Annotated in this window: 16 protein-coding genes; 2 read left to right on the top strand and 14 right to left on the bottom strand. The window is 66.8% G+C overall.

Annotated elements, in window-relative coordinates; translation table 11 throughout:
* Positions 1-473: 473 nt before the first annotated feature.
* Complete coding sequence (locus tag JLDANKMP_RS13720) at positions 474-1,298, bottom strand: alpha/beta hydrolase (RefSeq protein WP_099561417.1); 825 nt, start codon at positions 1,296-1,298, stop codon at positions 474-476.
* 186 nt (positions 1,299-1,484) lie between these two features.
* Here JLDANKMP_RS13720 and JLDANKMP_RS13715 point away from each other — a divergent pair, with 186 nt between their 5' ends.
* Positions 1,485-1,880: a hypothetical protein gene (locus JLDANKMP_RS13715; protein ID WP_212561413.1), complete on the top strand. Its 396-nt coding sequence runs from the start codon at positions 1,485-1,487 to the stop codon at positions 1,878-1,880.
* A gap of 69 nt (positions 1,881-1,949) precedes the next feature.
* On the opposite strand, the gene JLDANKMP_RS13710 is transcribed toward JLDANKMP_RS13715, so the two are convergent.
* The 13 genes from JLDANKMP_RS13710 to JLDANKMP_RS13650 form a co-directional block, all read right to left on the bottom strand.
* Positions 1,950-2,663: a DUF2968 domain-containing protein gene (locus tag JLDANKMP_RS13710; RefSeq protein ID WP_005410003.1), complete on the bottom strand. Its 714-nt coding sequence runs from the start codon at positions 2,661-2,663 to the stop codon at positions 1,950-1,952.
* Between the two features lie 99 nt (positions 2,664-2,762).
* Positions 2,763-4,916 carry a TadG family pilus assembly protein gene (locus tag JLDANKMP_RS13705; RefSeq protein ID WP_212561412.1) on the bottom strand — a complete coding sequence of 718 codons (2,154 nt, stop codon included), beginning with the start codon at positions 4,914-4,916 and terminating at the stop codon, positions 2,763-2,765.
* Between the two features lie 8 nt (positions 4,917-4,924).
* A complete protein-coding gene (locus JLDANKMP_RS13700) occupies positions 4,925-5,383 on the bottom strand; it encodes a DUF3613 domain-containing protein (protein ID WP_212561411.1) in 459 nt (152 codons plus the stop codon).
* Positions 5,380-6,270, bottom strand: a complete 891-nt coding sequence (locus JLDANKMP_RS13695) for a Flp pilus assembly protein TadD (RefSeq protein ID WP_212561410.1) — start codon at positions 6,268-6,270, stop codon at positions 5,380-5,382. The genes JLDANKMP_RS13700 and JLDANKMP_RS13695 overlap by 4 nt, the downstream gene beginning before the upstream one ends.
* On the bottom strand, positions 6,270-7,205 hold the full coding sequence (locus JLDANKMP_RS13690; RefSeq protein WP_005409999.1) for a type II secretion system F family protein: 936 nt from the start codon (positions 7,203-7,205) through the stop codon (positions 6,270-6,272). The genes JLDANKMP_RS13695 and JLDANKMP_RS13690 overlap by 1 nt, the downstream gene beginning before the upstream one ends.
* Positions 7,206-7,233: 28 nt before the next feature.
* A complete protein-coding gene (locus tag JLDANKMP_RS13685) occupies positions 7,234-8,190 on the bottom strand; it encodes a type II secretion system F family protein (RefSeq protein ID WP_212561409.1) in 957 nt (318 codons plus the stop codon).
* Between the two features lie 2 nt (positions 8,191-8,192).
* The gene (locus tag JLDANKMP_RS13680; RefSeq protein ID WP_212561408.1) at positions 8,193-9,542 is read right to left on the bottom strand and encodes a CpaF family protein; all 1,350 of its coding nucleotides are present in this window, start codon (positions 9,540-9,542) and stop codon (positions 8,193-8,195) included.
* The gene (locus JLDANKMP_RS13675) at positions 9,527-10,783 is read right to left on the bottom strand and encodes a fimbrial protein (RefSeq protein WP_024958095.1); all 1,257 of its coding nucleotides are present in this window, start codon (positions 10,781-10,783) and stop codon (positions 9,527-9,529) included. The genes JLDANKMP_RS13680 and JLDANKMP_RS13675 overlap by 16 nt, the downstream gene beginning before the upstream one ends.
* 27 nt (positions 10,784-10,810) lie before the next feature.
* Positions 10,811-12,166 (bottom strand): type II and III secretion system protein family protein, encoded by a 1,356-nt coding sequence (locus tag JLDANKMP_RS13670; RefSeq protein WP_212561407.1) that lies wholly within the window; start codon positions 12,164-12,166, stop codon positions 10,811-10,813.
* Positions 12,167-12,184: 18 nt separating this feature from the next.
* On the bottom strand, positions 12,185-13,222 hold the full coding sequence (gene cpaB, locus JLDANKMP_RS13665) for a Flp pilus assembly protein CpaB (protein ID WP_005409994.1): 1,038 nt from the start codon (positions 13,220-13,222) through the stop codon (positions 12,185-12,187).
* A gap of 23 nt (positions 13,223-13,245) precedes the next feature.
* Positions 13,246-13,722 carry a TadE/TadG family type IV pilus assembly protein gene (locus JLDANKMP_RS13660; RefSeq protein WP_043035235.1) on the bottom strand — a complete coding sequence of 159 codons (477 nt, stop codon included), beginning with the start codon at positions 13,720-13,722 and terminating at the stop codon, positions 13,246-13,248.
* Positions 13,719-14,264, bottom strand: a complete 546-nt coding sequence (locus JLDANKMP_RS13655) for a prepilin peptidase (protein WP_005409992.1) — start codon at positions 14,262-14,264, stop codon at positions 13,719-13,721. The genes JLDANKMP_RS13660 and JLDANKMP_RS13655 overlap by 4 nt, the downstream gene beginning before the upstream one ends.
* Before the next feature lie 89 nt (positions 14,265-14,353).
* Positions 14,354-14,554 carry a Flp family type IVb pilin gene (locus JLDANKMP_RS13650; RefSeq protein WP_005409991.1) on the bottom strand — a complete coding sequence of 67 codons (201 nt, stop codon included), beginning with the start codon at positions 14,552-14,554 and terminating at the stop codon, positions 14,354-14,356.
* A 693-nt stretch (positions 14,555-15,247) separates the two neighbouring features.
* Here JLDANKMP_RS13650 and JLDANKMP_RS13645 point away from each other — a divergent pair.
* Positions 15,248-16,228 (top strand): helix-turn-helix domain-containing protein, encoded by a 981-nt coding sequence (locus JLDANKMP_RS13645; RefSeq protein WP_005409990.1) that lies wholly within the window; start codon positions 15,248-15,250, stop codon positions 16,226-16,228.
* Positions 16,229-16,459: the final 231 nt, after the last annotated feature.

Below are 16,459 nucleotides of genomic sequence, written 5' to 3'. Positions count from 1 at the left end.
GATGGGGTTGCCGGCCAGCGGCCGGCACTACCGAAGCAGAGGCGGTTGACCCGCCGGTGGTAGAGCCGGCCGCTGGCCGGCTGCGCGTGATCACGATGGTGATCGGGTTGCCGGCCAGCGGCCGGCACTACCGAAGCAGAGGCGGTTGACCCGCCGGTGGTAGAGCCGGCCGCTGGCCGGCTGTGCGTGATCACGATGGATGATCGGGTTGCCGGCCATCGGCCGGCACTACCGAAGCAGAGGCGGTTGACCCGCCGGTGGTAGAGCCGGCCGCTGGCCGGCTGTGCGTGATCACGATGTTGATCGGGTTGCCGGCCAGCGGCCGGCACTACCGAAGCAGAGGCGGTTGACCCGCCGGTGGTAGAGCCGGCCGCTGGCCGGCTGTGCGTGATCACGATGGATGATCGGGTTGCCGGCCAGCGGTCGGCACTACCGAAGGGGCGGCGGCACCGGTGCGGCGCCGCCGCGGTACATCAGCTGCGCGCGAACGCGAGCAGGTCGGCGTTGAACTGGTCGGCGTGGGTGACGGTCAGGCCATGCGGCGCACCGGCGTACACCTTCAGCTCGGCATCCTTGATGATCTGCGAGGACAGCTTCGCCGAGGCATCGAACGGGACGATCTGGTCGTCATCGCCGTGCACCACCAGCGCCGGCACGTCGATCTTCTTCAGGTCCTCGGTGTAGTCCACTTCCGAGAATTCGTGCACGCAGTCGTACTGGCCCTTGACGCCGCCGAGCATGCCCTGCAGCCAGAACGAATCACGCATGCCCTGGGTAACGGTATTGCCATCGCGGTTGGCACCGAAGAACGGTGTGGTCAGGTCCTTGAAGAACTGCGAGCGGTCACCGCCCGTGCCCTTGCGGATGCCGTCGAATACTTCCAGCGGGGTGCCGGCCGGATTGGCGTCGGTTTTCAGCATCAGCGGCGGCACGGCGCCGACCAGCACCACTTTTGACACGCGCTTGCTGCCGTGGCGGCCGATGTAGTGGGCCACTTCGCCGCCGCCGGTGGAATGGCCGACCAGGATCGCGTCCTTCAGGTCCAGCGCCTCGATCACCGCGGCCAGGTCATCGGCGTAGGTGTCCATGTTGTTGCCATCCCAGGTCTGGCTCGAACGGCCGTGGCTGCGACGGTCGTGGGCGATCACGCGGAAGCCGTTCTGGCCCATGAACAGCATCTGCGGGTCCCAGGCATCGGACGACAGCGGCCAGCCGTGGGCGAACACGACCGGCTGGCCGGTGCCCCAGTCCTTGTAGAAAATGCGGGCGCCGTCGGCGACGGTGACGTAATTGCTCATTGCGGGTTCCTTGGCGGAAGGGAGGGAAGGCACTGGCAGCGGTGCCGGGGCCCTCGGCAGTACATCGCAGTGCACTTCGGACGGCTTGCACGGCTGTGCTGGATTGCCCGGACTGTGACGCGTATCGCTCTGGCATGAAGCGGCCACCGCGCAGACGATGGCGGCAGCCTGGTCGAGGAGCCCGCGATGCCGAGAATGCGATGCAGCCCACTGTTGTGCCTGATGCTGGCCACGGCGGTTCATGCGCAGACCAACGTCTACAAATGCGTGGACGGGCCACATCCGGTCTATCAGCAGACACCCTGCCAGGGGCATGCGGAATGGCGCTGGGAGGTGCCCGAGGAGCAGTCGCTGTCACGCGGACCGGTGCCAAAGCCGGCCGGCGCGGGCAGCGCGGTGCCGGCGCGACCGCGCACCGTGCGCTCGGGGTGGCCGCAGGCCGCGCTGATACCCATCAGCACGGACCCCAGGGCCTGTGAGCGCGCACGACAGCGCCGCGGGGAGGTGCTGGCCAAGGTCAAGCGCCTGGACTTCGTACAGCGTCGGCAGCTCGATGACGCGGTGTACGACGCGTGCCGCTGAATCCGGTAATGATGGAAACGACAACGGCGCCCAAGGGCGCCGTCGTGCGGGACTACTGTGCGCTGGCCTTCAGCGCCCGTCGCTGGCGGCAGCCGGTGCCGGCGAGGGCACGCCTTCCGGCTTGGGCAGGCTCAGCTCCGGGTTGCCCTGTTCGGCCTGCAGGATCTGGATGCGGCGCTGCAGGGCATCCAGCTGGCTGTTGGTGCTCTGCACGTCGGTGCTGAGGCTGACTGCCTGCTGCTGCGCCTGCTGCAGGGCGGCGCTGACCTGGGCCGACTGCGCCTGCTGCTGTTCCATTTCCTGCTGCAGGGTGCGCAGGCGCTCCTCGTTGTAGGCCACCAGGCGCTCGGTGTAGCGCTTGCCGGCTTCCAGGCGGGTCGTATCGATGTAGACCTGCGCCAGCTGTTCCGATTGCTGGGCAAAGGTGCGGTAGACGCGCTCGGCGTTGTCGACCGCATCGGTCTTGATCACCCGCCAGAAGTTCTTCTCCTGGAACAGGGCGACGTAGTAGGTCAGGGTGTTGGCGTTGAACAGCAGGCTGGCGCCATAGTTGCCGTTGTAGGTCGTGCGCAGCTCGGTCAGCTGGCGCGAATCCATCAGCTGCTTGAGCTCGTCAACGGTGTTGCGCACCACCGGCGCGCTGCGTGCGGCCGGCTCTGCGGCTGCTTCGCGGTCGCCACGGGCAGCCATGGCCGCCGGTGCCACCAGCATCATGGCCACGGCCAGCAGTGCCGCGCCGCGCGCGTGCCGGGCGAAGACCGCGCCCCCTGAAGTTTCTCGCATGTCTAGACCATCCACGGATGAGTGTGGGTTGAGATGAAGGTGGTTCCCCGCCGGGAGTCTAGCATGGGCGCGGGCACCGCCAAGGGCGCCCGTCACGGGTCAGTAGACCAGCTGCGCCACGCTGCACTGGATGGACTGCACGTTGACGTCGGTGCGGCCGAGTTCCAGGCCCAGCACGCTCGCCAGCAGGTTGGTCAACAGGGTGCCGACGCTGTTGAGCACCGGCCGCAGGGCGGTCAGGATCGGCTTGAGCAGCGTGCACAGCAGGCCGCTGCAGCTCACGCTGCCATCCGGATTGGTGACGCCGGTTCCACCGGTACCATCGAGGAAGCCGGCCGGCGCGGTCTGGATGTACGAGGCCAGGTTGTTGCGTACACACCCGTTGTAGTCGATCAGGTTGCCCAGCAGGCTGTCGCAGCGGTTGATCAGCAGGCCGCCCACCAGCGATCCCAACAGCCCATCGAGCACGCCCAGTCCCTGGCCGGTGACGGTCACCTTGAACGCGTCCCAGACCGGACCGTCCTTGTGGCAGGTGGCCAGGTTCAGCAGGCCGCAGGCGTAGGGCAGGCCTCCGGGTACGGTCCAGCTGTTGAGCGGGGCCAGTTGCCGGCTTGCGTCTCCATCGCGCAGCAGTGGAATCAACTTGTCCACCTCATAGCGGGTGTTCGGCGGGAAGGTGGCCTGCAGGTAGCGGTCGGCCAGTGCCTTGGCGGTGTCGTTGGCGCTCATGCCCTGCTTGGGTGAGCTGAGCATGCCCGACAACACGCGCAGCAGTTCATTGACCAGGTCCGACACCGCGTTGCCCACTGCAAGTGGATTGATCCGGGTCGAAGCGGTCTCGCCGGCGGCAAGGGTCAGGTTCTGCGAGCTGGTCAGGGCGGGCAGGGTGATCCTGTCATTGATCAAGGGTTGTCCGAGTAGTCTCAGCAACTGCTCGTTCTTCAGGGTGGCGTCGCAGACATTGCTCCTGGAAAAGCGTTGCGCCGGGTCGACATTACCGACGCAGGCGCGCAGCACCGACGAATCGACCTGGATGGTGGCCTTGGGTGGACTGGCGCCGCACTGGATACCGGTCAGCGTGCCCATCGCGTTGGCGACATCGACATGCAGTGGCAGGTGCAGGCGCGTGCCGAGCAGGTTCAGCAACGGGCCCACCGCGAACAGGTTGTTGCTGTCCACGTCCACCATCAGCCGCACCTGCGCGTTGTACGCGCGTGTGCCGATACCACCGATGGCGATCGAGGGCGGTTCCACCACGCCGGCCTGGATGTTGATGCCCAGCAGGTCCAGTCCCTTCACCGCAACGCCATTGCCGTCGTTGGCGATGGAGATGGCGGTACTGATCAGGTTGAGCACGTTGACCTTCGTTTCCAGCGCGCTGCCGACCGTGCCATCGGGCGAGACCACTTCGGCGAACAGACCGCCGCCACCGGACTGGCTGCCCAGCACGATGTTGAGCTTGTTGATGTCCAGCTGGGTGGCGACCAGATCGGACAGTGCACGCAGCTGTACGCCCACGGTGCTGTCGCGGCCGACCACGGTGGCGGTGGCATCGACCAGCTGTGCCAGCGAGACTTTGTTGACCGACAGCAGCCGGTTGAAGTCAGCCACGCTGAGGTTGGCGCTGACCGGGATGTTCAGCGCCTTGAGCAGACCCGACGGCGTGATGTTGGCCTGGGCGAGGCCGTCATAGGACAGCACGGTGGCATTGGTCACATCCAGGCCGACCAGGCGCAGGGTCGACAACAGTACCGAGTCGCCATTGGTGCGCAGCAGCTGCGAACCGACCGCGAATACTGCAGTGGGCTCCGAACGGCGGGCTACGGCCTCCACGCTGACGGTGGGCAGGCCGGTGTTCTGGCCGAAGAACGGCAGCACGCTGCGCTGCGCGACTACCTGCACGGCATTGCGCGGGTTGCTGGCATCGACGGTGGTGACGAAGCGGTTCGACGTGCTGCGTGTGGCGCTCCAGTTGCCGCAGCGGATCTGCACGGTGCCTGCAAACCTGTTCTGGGTGACCGCGCTCTGCCGCGCTGCACTGTTGTCGCTGTTGTCAGACGTGCACAGCTCCAGCCGCTGTGCACCGGCCAGTGCAGCGAGGTCCGCGACTTTCTGTGCGTCACGCTTGGCCCAGAACAGATAGCCGATCTCTACCAGGCCCAGCATGGCGAGCAGCGCCAGCATGACCAGCATCATGGTGACCGACATGCCGCCGCGTGGGCGGCCGAAACTGAACTGGCGTGGGCGTTTCATGGCCTACCTCAGCGTCCCGATGAGGATGATCCCTTGGACTTGGCGACATCGGTTTCAAAGAAGTCCGGGATCTCGTGTTCGAAGCTCTTCATGTAGCGGGCGTAGCTCAACGTAGCCTGGTCGCCGAGGATCGGCAGGCGTTGCCCGGCCTGCTGCCCTGATGCCTGCAGGCGGAACAGGTCGCGCGTGGTGTCGCCGATCTGGCTGCGGACGGGTCGCGCGGCTGCAGCGTTGCCGTCGGTGGTGGCGACCGCTGCAGGCGCCGCCTGCGGCACCGGTGCCGGCGGGGTCGCCAGGTCCACGGTGGCCAGTGACTCGGACTGCAGCGGCTGCGAAGCCGGCGCAGCGGGCGTGCTGCCGCCAAGCATCTGCCCGGTCAGGGGTTGCTGCTGCGCCTGCGCGCCGCCGGTCAACAGCAGGCAGGCCAGTGCAGGCAACAGGTGTCGGGTCAGGGGCATGGCGCTCATGGAGTGTTTCCGTTCGGCTGATCGGAGGTGCTGAAGCGTTCCAGCATCGAGGGCGGCAGGCGCTGCGGATCGCGTTCATCGCGGCTGTCGCGGTGTGGTTCCGCCGCCAGTCGCGCGGCGCCGGGCCGGTTGCTGGCGGCAGCGCTTGCGGTAGCACGCGCAGGGGCCGGCACGACTGCGGCAGCTGCCGCGGCGGCCTGGCGCTGCTGCAGGCGAGCACGGATCTGCGCGGCCTGTTGCTGGATGCTGCGGCGGGTGTCCTCGTTGAGGTTGGCCTGTCCGGCGAGGCGCTCTGCAGTGGCGGTGTCGCCACGCAGCACCGCCCACAGGGCGAGGTTGGCGGTGGCCTTGGCATTGCCTGGAGACAGCTCCAGCGCCTTGGCCAACGGTTCACGCGCCTGTTCGAACTGACCTGCACGCAGACGTGCATAGCCGAGATCGCCCAGGTAATCGGTGTTCAATGGCTGCAGCTGCGTGGCCCGGGCCAGTGCCTCCTCGCTGCCGCCATCGTCGTCACGGCGCGCGGCGATCAGGCCCAGGCCGTGTGCGGCGGCAGCGGCCTGCGGGCCACTGGAGAGCTCGCGGTACAGGGCGATGGCAGCGTCGGCCTGGCCGGTCTCGCGCAGGGCGTCGGCCTGCAGCAGGCGCAACGCCGGCGGGTCGCCATAGCGCTGGCGGAAGGCATCGACGTGGGCCAGCGAGGCATACCAGGCACCCTGCTGCTGCATGCGCCCGATCAGTTCCAGGTAGGCATTGCGGCTGTCCTGCGGCGCCGGTTCGGGCGCGGCCAGGCTGGGCGCGCGCAGGTACTTCGGCGTTGTCGACGCACAACCACTGGCGACGGCGGCAAGGGCGAGCAACAGGCAGGAGGTGCGCAGGGCAGGCATCAGGGCGATCCCATCTTGGACATGGTGGTGGCCAGCGCGACCAGCGCCGGTCCGGCAAGAACCAGCATCAGCGCTGGCAGCAGGGTAAGCATCATCACCACGGTCATCTTCACCGAGAGTTTGCCAACCTTTTCCTTCAGGGCGTTGCGGCGCTGTTCGCGCAACCGGATGCTGAACTGCCGCAGTGGTTCCTGCACTGCGCCGCCGTGCGCGTGCACCTGCAGGATCAACTGCATCAGGCTGGTCAGGTCATCATCCGCGTAGACCTCGCTCAGCCGGCGCAGGGACTGCGCGCGCGTGCGGCCATGGGTGTACGCGACGTTGGCCTCCTGCAACTCGCCGCCAAGCACCGGCAACGCGTCGCGCAGCTTGTCGCCCAGCGTCTGCAGGCTCTGGTCCATGCTGAAGCCCACGCCCTGCAGCAGGCGCAGCAGGTCGATCAGCAGGGGCAGCTCGTTGTCGACGGCGCGCCGGCGCCGCTTCACCCACGAAGAGAGGATGAACTTCGGCAGCAGCAGGCCTGCCGCGAGCGCACCGATCACAACCATCATCCTGGCCAGGCCCTGGGCGCTGCTGAACGCCAGGGCCAGCACCAGCACCAGCACGCCCAGCAGCAGGCGCAGGCCGAGATAGATGGCGGTGCCACGACGTGTGTTCCAGCCCGCCAGGTCCAGCAGCAGCCGGTCTTCATTGGCCAGCAATGCAGATTCCAGGCGGCCGCCACTGAGCGCGCGCCCGAAGCGTTCCAGCCAACCCAGCGAATCACGGCGCGCGGCCTCCGTGTCGCGCGCCTCATCCCGCGGTTGCAGTGCGGTCTTCAAGGTGGCCGAAGTGCGCTGTTCGCGATGGCTGCGTACCCATCCGGCGATGCCCAGCAGGGCAACACCGGCGGCCAGAACCAGCAGCGACAGGGCAAACCAGGTGCTGGCGCTCATCGGGCACCTCCGTGGCGGATCCGGGTGGTCATAGCGACTTGGCCAGGCGGTAGAGCAGGAAAGCGCCAAACAGCTCCAGCCCCAGCGCGATCAACAGGATCTTGTGACCCAGCGGATCGTGCAGCACCGGCTGGAAAAATTCGGGGCTCGATATGGCCATCAGCACCGCGCTGGCCGGTGGCAGCAGGCCGAGCACCCAGGCTGACATGCGGGTTTCCGACGTGGTCGCGGCCAGCTCCTGCTGGGCCTGCTCCAGGTCGCGCATGAAATCGCCCATGCGCTGCAGGATCTGATCGGAGCGTCCGCCGATGCGTACGCTGACACCAATCACGACGGACAGCACCTTGAGCACATCCATCCGGTAGGGCTGTGCCGCCAGGCTCAGGGCACGGTCCAGGTCCATGCCGCTGCGCGCGTAGCGCACGGTGGTGTCCAGCAGTCCGCGCAGCGGCGCGCTGGTCTGCATCGATGCCACCTGGAAGGCAGCCTGCAGGCTGTTGCCGAGCGCGGTCAGCCGCACCAGGTTGTCGAGGAAGTCGGGCAGCTGGTGCAGCAGCTGTGCACGCAGTTTCGTGGTGCGGCGCATGACCCACAGCCAGCAGGCCAGCAGGTACAGCAGCAGGGTCAGGGGGAACATCCACGCCGTACCGAGCCTGAGCATGGCCACGACCGAAAGCACCAGTCCCGGCACCAGCACCATGATGGGCAGCTTCCAACCCGTCTGCAGGCCCGCACGTTGCAGCAGGCCGTCCAGCGGCAACACCCGGCGCCCGGCACTTGCCGGTCGCGCCGGGTGGTTGGCGGCGGCTACGGATGCCCCGGCCGGGGCTCCGCCACTGGCGCCTCCGCGAGCCAGCTGCTGCTCGGCGTGCTGCAGCGAAGCCTGGCGTTGCTCCCGGTTGCTGGCGGTGCCCCACAGCCATACCGCAAGCGCCAGCAGCACCGAGATGATGCTCAGTACACCCAGCAGCAGGCCCGTGCCCATGCTCAGAAATCTCCGTACAACGATTCGCGCAACTGCTGCCGGAACGGCTCCAGCTTGTGCGAATGCGGGTGGAAGCCCAGTCCGATCCAGCGATCGATTTCCTTGCCGTTGCCATCGATCTGCAGTTCGTGACGGAACATTTCCTGGGTCGTGATCAGGTTGTCACTGACACCGGTGATTTCCGTGATCGAGACCAGCACGCGCCGGCCGCTGCCCAGCCGCGAGATCTGCACGATGAAGTCGATGGCGCTGGCGATCTGCCGGCGCAGGCTGTCCTCGCTGCCCTGGAACCCGGCGAACCCGGCCAGCATCTCGATGCGGTACAGGCAGTCGCGCGGAGAGTTGGCATGGATGGTCGCCATCGAGCCGTCATGGCCGGTGTTCATCGCCTGCAGCATTTCCAGTACCTCGGCGCCGCGCACCTCGCCGACCACGATACGGTCCGGGCGCATGCGCAGGCTGTTGCGGACCAGGTCGCGGATGCTCACCGCGCCATGGCCTTCGGCGCCACCGATGCGGCTTTCCAGGCGGACCACGTGCGGGTGGTTGAGTGACAGTTCGGCGGTGTCCTCGACGGTGATCACGCGTTCGTTCGGCGGCACGTAGCTGGCCAGTGCGTTCAGCAGTGAAGTCTTGCCGGAACTGGTGCCGCCGGACACCAGAATGTTGCAGCGGCCCAGCACCATGGCCTTCAACAGCGCCTGCATCGGCGCATCGAAGGTGCCCTTGGCCAGCAGCTCGTCCGGGGTGAACGGATCCTTGCGGAACTTGCGGATGGAGACCATCGGCCCATCCACTGCCAGCGGCGAGATGATCGCGTTGAGGCGGCCACCGTTGGGCAGGCGCGCATCGACCATCGGGTTGGAGTCGTCCAGTCGGCGGCCCAGCGGCGCGAGGATGCGGCGAAGGATGCGCAGCAGGTGGGTGTCGTCGGTGAAACGCTGGGTGGCGCGCTTGAGCTGTCCTCCCTGCGAGACATGCACATCCTTGAACCCATTGATCAGGATGTCCTCGATCGTCGGGTCGTGCAGCAGGTCGTCGAGCGGGCCGAAGCCGGTCAGCTCCTTGACCAGGCCTTCGGCCACCACCTGCATCTCCTCCTCGTTGATCGGGATGCGCCATTCCTGGATGAAGCCCACCGTCTGCACCTGCACCCAGCGGGCGATGGTGTCAGGGGCCCAGGAATCGATGTCGATGCGCTCGTCCTCGATGCTGTTGAGCAGGTGCTCATGGGCGGCCGACAGCACCTTCTGGTACTGCTCGGTCTGCGCGAACGGCAGGTGGGCCGGGGCGCCGTCGGGCAGCACCGGGCGGGTGGCGGCATGTGGGAACGGGGTTACCTTGTCTTCCATTGCGATCCACCCAGGGCAAGGGAGAGTCTTTCCCGCAGGCCATGGGCCTGGACCGGGCAGGCAGCCGGATCCAGGCGCGACACAAGCGGGGCGAGGGCACGCAGGTAGGGGTCGCGCGGTGCGTCCTGCAGCAGCAGATGTCCCTGGCTGGCCGCCAGGCGCACGCGCGGGCGTTCAGGCAGCGTGGCCAGCAGTGGCACTTCGAATCGGCGTGCGATCTGGTCGGGACTCATGCCGCTGCTGTCGTCGTGGCGGTTGATCACCAGCTGCAGGCGCTTCTCCCGTTCGCGCTGGCCGGCCAGGTGCTTCAAGGCCTGGTCGAGCGATACCAGCGTGGCGATCGAGGCGTCCGTGACCAGCCAGATCTCGTCGGCCTGGTCCAGCAACAGCGGCGGTAGCTGCCGCAGCGGGCAGCCACCGGCATCGCACAGCACGCTGGCGAATACGTGGCGCAGGCGCTGCAGCAGCGCAGCCGGATCGGATGGCGGCACCGCATCGCTGCCGCTGGCGCGGTCCAGCAGCACCAGGCCGGTGTCATGGCGAGCCATCGCAGTGCGGGCGAGGGTGGCGTCGATGCGGCTGGCGTTGCGCAGCGCGTCTTCGTAATGGAAGCGGCTGTCCAGGTTGAGGTACAGCGCGAGGTCACCCGAAGGCTGGGCCAGCTCCATCAGCAGGCCGTCCTGCTGCAGCGCCTCGCCCTGCGCCAGCGCACGGGTCTGCTGTGCCAGCACCGAAAGATGCGCGGCCAGCGTACTGGTGCCCACTCCGGCGCGCACGCCCAGCAGCACGATCAGGCGCGCCTTGTGCGCGTGCTGCGCGGCGGCAGCCGGTCGCGGCGACAGGGCGCGGCGCAGCGCGGCCTCGATGCCGACGTTGTCGCTGTCCAGGTCCAGCACGTCGCGCAGGCCCGCCCGCAATGCAATGACGATGCCTTCCACCTGGCCGGTACTGGTGGCACCGACGGCAACCAATGCAAGATCCGGTTCGGTCTGTTGCAGTTGCTGCGCCAGCACGCTGGAGGCGGCGGCATGTTCAGGGCGGAAATCCAGCAGCACAAGGCTCTGCGGCCCGCGTTGCAGGTCCAGAGCGGAGGTCGGCGTGCTGCTGTCCTGCCAGTGCAGGGTAGTGGTCGGCGGCAGTTTGGCCGCCAGCCGGGGCAGCAGTTCGCGATCCATTCCGTACAGGACCAGATTCATCGGCGGTCCTTGCGGATGCAGCGGCTGGGCAGTGGCGTAGGGCATGGGCGTGGTATCGCAGGCATCATGGAATCAGCGTGAGAAGCCGGGTACCGGGTCCTGGCTGATGGGACCCAGCAGCCAGGCGCCCCATTCGGGCATGTGCGGCTTGGCCTCGCGTTCGCCAGGCAACGGCAGCTCGGTGTTGCGCGCCAGCGGCTGCACCAGCCGCGGCGTGACGATGATCACCAGCTCCTTGTCCTGGCGCTTGTAGTCGAAGTTGCGGAAGAACGAGCCGATGATCGGCAGGTCGCCCAACAGCGGGATCTTGCCGACGTTGGAGACGACATTGGAGCTGACCAGGCCGCCGATCACGAAGCTCTCGCCATCGCCCAGTTCGACCGTGGTGTCGGCACGGCGCGTGGTGATCGAGGGAATCTGCACGCCATTGAGGGCAATGGCGTTGCTGTAGTCCAGATCACTGGCTTCCGGTGCGACCTTCAGCGCGATGCGGTTGGGGGCCAGCACCGTTGGTGTCACCGTCAGGCCGATGCCGAACGGTTTATAGGTGATGGTGGTGGTGCCCAGGCCCTGCGGTTCCAGGATCGGCAGTTCGCCGCCAGCCAGGAAGCTGGCGCTCTGGCCGGATAGTGCGACCAGGGTAGGTTCGGCCAGCACGCGCGCCATGCCGTTGCTCTGCAACAGGTCGACATCGGCGTTCCACAGGCCCTTGGTCGAGCCGAACACCAGCCGGAACGCCGAAGAGATGGGCGACTCGGCCTCATTGCCGGAGTTGCCTTCCTTCATGCCCGGCAGGATGCCGGTGTTGCCCGGTAGCTGGCCGCCCGGGCGGGCGAAGCCGTAGGCGAAGCTGCCATTGCGGTTCTGGAAGCTGATACCGATCTGCTTCAACGCGGTCTTGTTGAATTCGACCACCTTGACCTCGACCTGCACCACGCCGCCGCTGCTGACCGTCGACGCGTCGGCAAGCAGCCCGTCCTTGCCCAGCGCCATGGCCGCGGTCTTCTGTTCCTGCATGTGCGAGAGCACGCTATCGGTGCTTCCCTGCAGCAGGCCCTGGTTGTCCTGCTGGGTGAACACCAGCCCGTTGGAGCCTGCGTCTGCCGCGCCCTGCACGGCACTCTGCACCCGCACCTGCAGGCGTTGCGGCTCGGCCTGCTTGCGGTGCCACAGCAGGAGGGTCGTCGTACCCGGCGCTTTCCCGACCAGCAGGGCCTGCCGCTGCCCACGCAGCATCACGATATCGGCGACGCCTGGGTCGGCGATGGCGACCCGTTCCAGGTCGGCCGGAAGCGTCCACGGGCGCTGCTCACGCGCCTGCAACACGAGATCGTCTGCGGCCACGCTTGTTGCCGGAGCCAGCAGCACCAGCAGCAGGGCCAGCCAGCACTGGCGGGGGGAGGGGCGTGGGCGGCGGCGTTCGGTCATGGATGCGCTCGATGCAGGTCAAAGGGAACCGCGGGGGGCGGAGCTGTCGCCACGGATGATCTCGATGCCCGACGCACGCGGTGCGCTGCGTCGAGCCGCCGGCGCATGCACCGGCGGCTGCGGGTTGCTGCGGGCTGCGCTGTTGCCGCGGCCGGCCAGGGCATCACCATCGATGCCGGCGAAGGCGTGGTTCTCCGGCCGCTGCAGTGCGAGCTGCTGTTCGGCATCGAGGCCACGCACGGGATCGATCACGCCACGCGCCTGTGGGAACAGTGCAAGGTCGGGTTGCCCCGTATCGGCAGGGTTGCGCAGGGCAAGGAACAGCTTTCCCTGCTGCGCACCCAGCAGCAGCCGGTTGGCATCGGCCACCGGCACTGCCAGCACCGCACTGCGTGCCGGCTGAGTGGCCTCGTTGCCCGAGCCATGATTGCTGCCATTGCCGGTGATGTCGGCGGCGCGGGGATCGTTGCGGGTATCGCCTTCGTTGCCGGCGACGGCATCGCCGGTGACCGGAGCGATGTCCTGTTGACCGTAGCTGAGTACGCGCAGCCGGGACAGCAGCAGGCGGGTCTGCGCGGCCTCTGCCGGACCGCTGGCGTTGGGCTGGGCATTGCGCAGGTTGAGGAAGACATCGACGAAATCACCCGGCAGGATGCGGTTTCCGGCGCCGACCAGTTCGTCCACCGGGACGGCCAGCGCGCGTTCGCCCGGACGCAGCTGCAGCGAGAATCCCTGTGCCAGGGCGCCGCTGCTGATGGCGGTGCCCTCGGCGATGTCCTGCACCGGTACCTTGCCGACCACGGCCGAGATGCTGGTGGCAGCACCGGCTACCGCCGTGGTCCGCTGCGCAAGGCGCACTCCATTGGCAGAGATCGGTTCGCCGGCCGGCAGTCGGGCCACCGCCTCTACCACGGTGATCGCCTGGGCTTCGCTCTGCGCGACCGGGGCAACCGTGGCCGGCGCGGCCTGCTTGCGCCCGATCATCAAGGCGATCACCGCCAGCAGCACGGCCAGCCCGATCAGGGCGACGGCAGCGATGCGGGTCAACTTGAGCATGGAACCGTCTCCTGTGCCGATGGTCAGTTGCCGCTGCCGAGGTCGAGCTGGGCGACCGCGACACTACGGATGGGGGCCTGCATCACCCACTTGTATAGCGTGGCGGTGCCCGGCAGGAAGGGGTGGCTGGCGTAGTCGTAGCTGACGGTCACCGTCATGCACTGGGCAGTGGCCAGGCCGGCGCAGGGTGCCTGCGCGGAGACAACGATTGCGTTGCTGCCGCCATTGCTGCAGTCGACACCCTGTCCAGAGAATTTCAACAGCCACTGCATCGAACTGCGGGCTGCTACGCAGGCTGCGGTACGCCGTTCATTGGCGCTGCCATAGCGCAACGAAGCGCGAGCGCCCTCGGCCGAGGCCGTCGCCAATGTCTGTTGCGCGGCCATGATCATCACGCCGGAGAACGTGAACAGCAGCAGTGGCAGCAGGCCCAGCATGAGCATCAGGGCAAATTCGATGCTGGCTGCACCGCGTTGACGCCGTGGATTGCGGATGTTCATGCCACACCTCCATAGACGCTTGCCAGGACCCAGCCGATGCCGGTGATGGCCAGGTAGGCTGCGTAGGGAATGCCATGTCGTCCCTGGCGCGCGGCCTGCATGTCGCGCAGGGCGGGGTGCGATTGCCATTGGCTGCTGGCGCGGTTGACCTGCATCTGAAGGCCCGTGGGCAGCATCACGCCCAGGCGGCGGCCGACAATGATCACTGCCGCGTGCAGGCCGGCCGCGAGACTGGCCACCATCCAGATCGGCAGCAGGGCTTTCCAGCCCAGCATCAGCCCCAGTACCGCGAAGAACTTGACGTCACCGGCGCCCATCCAGCGGATGGCATAGAACGGCAGCAGGGCGACCAGGCCGAGCGCCGCGCCCGCCGCGTGGGCAGGCCACGGCTGGCGCGGCGTGCTGAACTGCCCCGCGATGATCAATGCGATGGCAATGATGGACGCAGACAACAGCCAGGCATTGGGCACCCGGCGGGCATACAGATCGCTGATCGCGATCCGCAGGCACACGCCGATGGCCAATAGTCCCAGCAACGTCATCGCACACTCCGTCGTCCGTCATTGGACAGCCTGCAGTTGCCACCGGGCACATCCCAGCACCGCTGCAGGGATGTGCGATGCACGCAGGCTCAGCCGCCGGTCGCGGGTGCCGACCCGGAGGCCTTGGTGGCGAGTTCGGAGAGGTTCTTGAACAGCGTCTCGAAGAACCCCTTGATCTCCTTGTTGCCGACCGCGATCAGGATGCCGGCGATGACGGCGGCCAGCAGCCCGTACTCGAGCGCGGTGACGCCATCTTCTTCCTTCAGGAACTTGCGGATGGATGCGTTCATGGCCTTGTCTCCCTCTACTTGTTGTCTGCAGATGCAGGACACCTGTTGGGCGGTGGCCCGGCTCCGCCGGGATCGTCCGTGGGCCCCGCACATCCTGGCGGGGTGGCATGACGGGAATGACCCGCCGTGCTCATTCCTGGTGATCTGCCCCGGGGGAAATGCCGGCCGCAACGTCGCAACCACGCGGCGATGCGCCGGCGGTCGAACTGTTCTGCGATACGGTCGTGGTCATACGCTCCCCCAGGTGTGGTCGTTTTGAAGCGACCGGATCACCGTGTCATCGACTTTGCCTGAATGGCGGTTGGCTGCAACTGGAACCTATATGCAAATTCGGCAGAAACGCGGCAGCCCTCAAACTTTCAGGTTGTTTCTGTGACGCATATCCGTTCGCTGGCAAAACGATTCATCGACGTGCAGATATTGTGATGGCGCAAATGGTGCATGCGAATACCGTGCCACTGGCGACGACATTTTCTTCATCTCTGTATCTATTTTCTTCAATACGGAGTTCGGGTTTACCTTCGATGATTATCGGGCATACTCGCTCTCACGTTGCTGCTTTCAACCGGGTTGGTCGCGCGGCACCGGCCGCGGCCATCCCGGCAATGGCGAAGGTTCCTGGAGGAATGGTGTGGCCCTGTCAGGCAGTGGGGGCCGCAGCGAGTTGCGGATCAACGGGGGGACGACACTGTCATGGTCGATGGTGGGGTAGAAGACAGCGACGACAGCGGCCTGCGATCGATCGATCTGGCGACGCTGGGCGGCGTACTTCGCGTGTGCGATGTCGAACTGCTGCTGCTCGATGGCAACGGGCCGCGGGCGGCCTTCGCTTCGCGCGTGCATGAGGAAGCCCTGTTCTGCAGCATCAGTTGCGGTTTCCACTGCCGCGGCCGCTTCATGCTGCCACCCGACTGGGCGATGCTGGGGTATCTGCACGCCACCGATGAAACACTGAGCTGGTGCCACGGGGTGCCGCTTGCACCGGGGATGGCGCTGACGGTGATGCCCGAAGGCATCAGCGAGTTTACGCTCAGCCCCGGTACGCACATGACCCTGATGCTGGTGCCGGTCGCACGGGTGCAACGCAAGTTGACCGAACTGAGCCTGCGCAGCACACCGCCCGCGGGTCAGGCGCTTTCACTGTTCAATCTGGCGAACGATTCAGCGCCACTCGCCCATCATTATCAGCAGCTGCATCTTCAGCTCGGCCAGGGCGCTGGCCTGCAGCCGCAGGAAACCGAACGATTGCTGCACGAGCACGTGCAGGCCCTGCTCGGTGCAGGCGCCGCCGATCGCCCCGGCTGCAGCCGCGCCCGGCGCACGCATTATCTGATCGCGCAGCGGGCGGAGAACTTCATGCGGCTCAACCTGCGCCGCAATATCTACATGAACGAGATATGCGACGCAGCGGGTGTCAGCGAACGCGGCCTGCGCTATGCCTTCGAGGATCTGTTCGGAACTTCGCCCAACCGTTATCTGTCGATGCTGCGCCTGTGCGCTGCCTGCCGCAGCCTGTCCATGGCCGATTCCAGCCGCCGTTCGGTGAAGGCGATCGCCCTCAGCTGTGGCCTATGGGACCTCTCCCGCTTTGCCGACAACTACCGCAAGGTTTTCGGCGAGCTGCCGCGCGATACGCTGATGCGCGCTCCCGCGCAGATCGGCCAGCCGGCCTGAATCAAGCGCCGCAAGGGTTTCGGGGTGGTTTCTGCCGGAATTGCCCATGCGCTTGCCGATATCGTTGCCGCTTCTGCATAGCCCGCTGCCGATTCCGGCCGTGGATTTGCCGGAATGCGCGATTGCCGTGCCGGAATGAAGTGCGCAGCCACCGTTGCAAACGCTGAAATGTCAGTCACCTGCCTAACGGCAAGTCCACTGACATTCAAGTTGTTCGCCTACGGGGGAAGT

It is taken from the genome of Stenotrophomonas sp. PE591 (assembly GCF_018320795.1).
Taxonomy (GTDB): Bacteria; Pseudomonadota; Gammaproteobacteria; order Xanthomonadales; family Xanthomonadaceae; genus Stenotrophomonas; species Stenotrophomonas maltophilia.
This window is presented reverse-complemented; position numbering and strand designations above follow the sequence as displayed.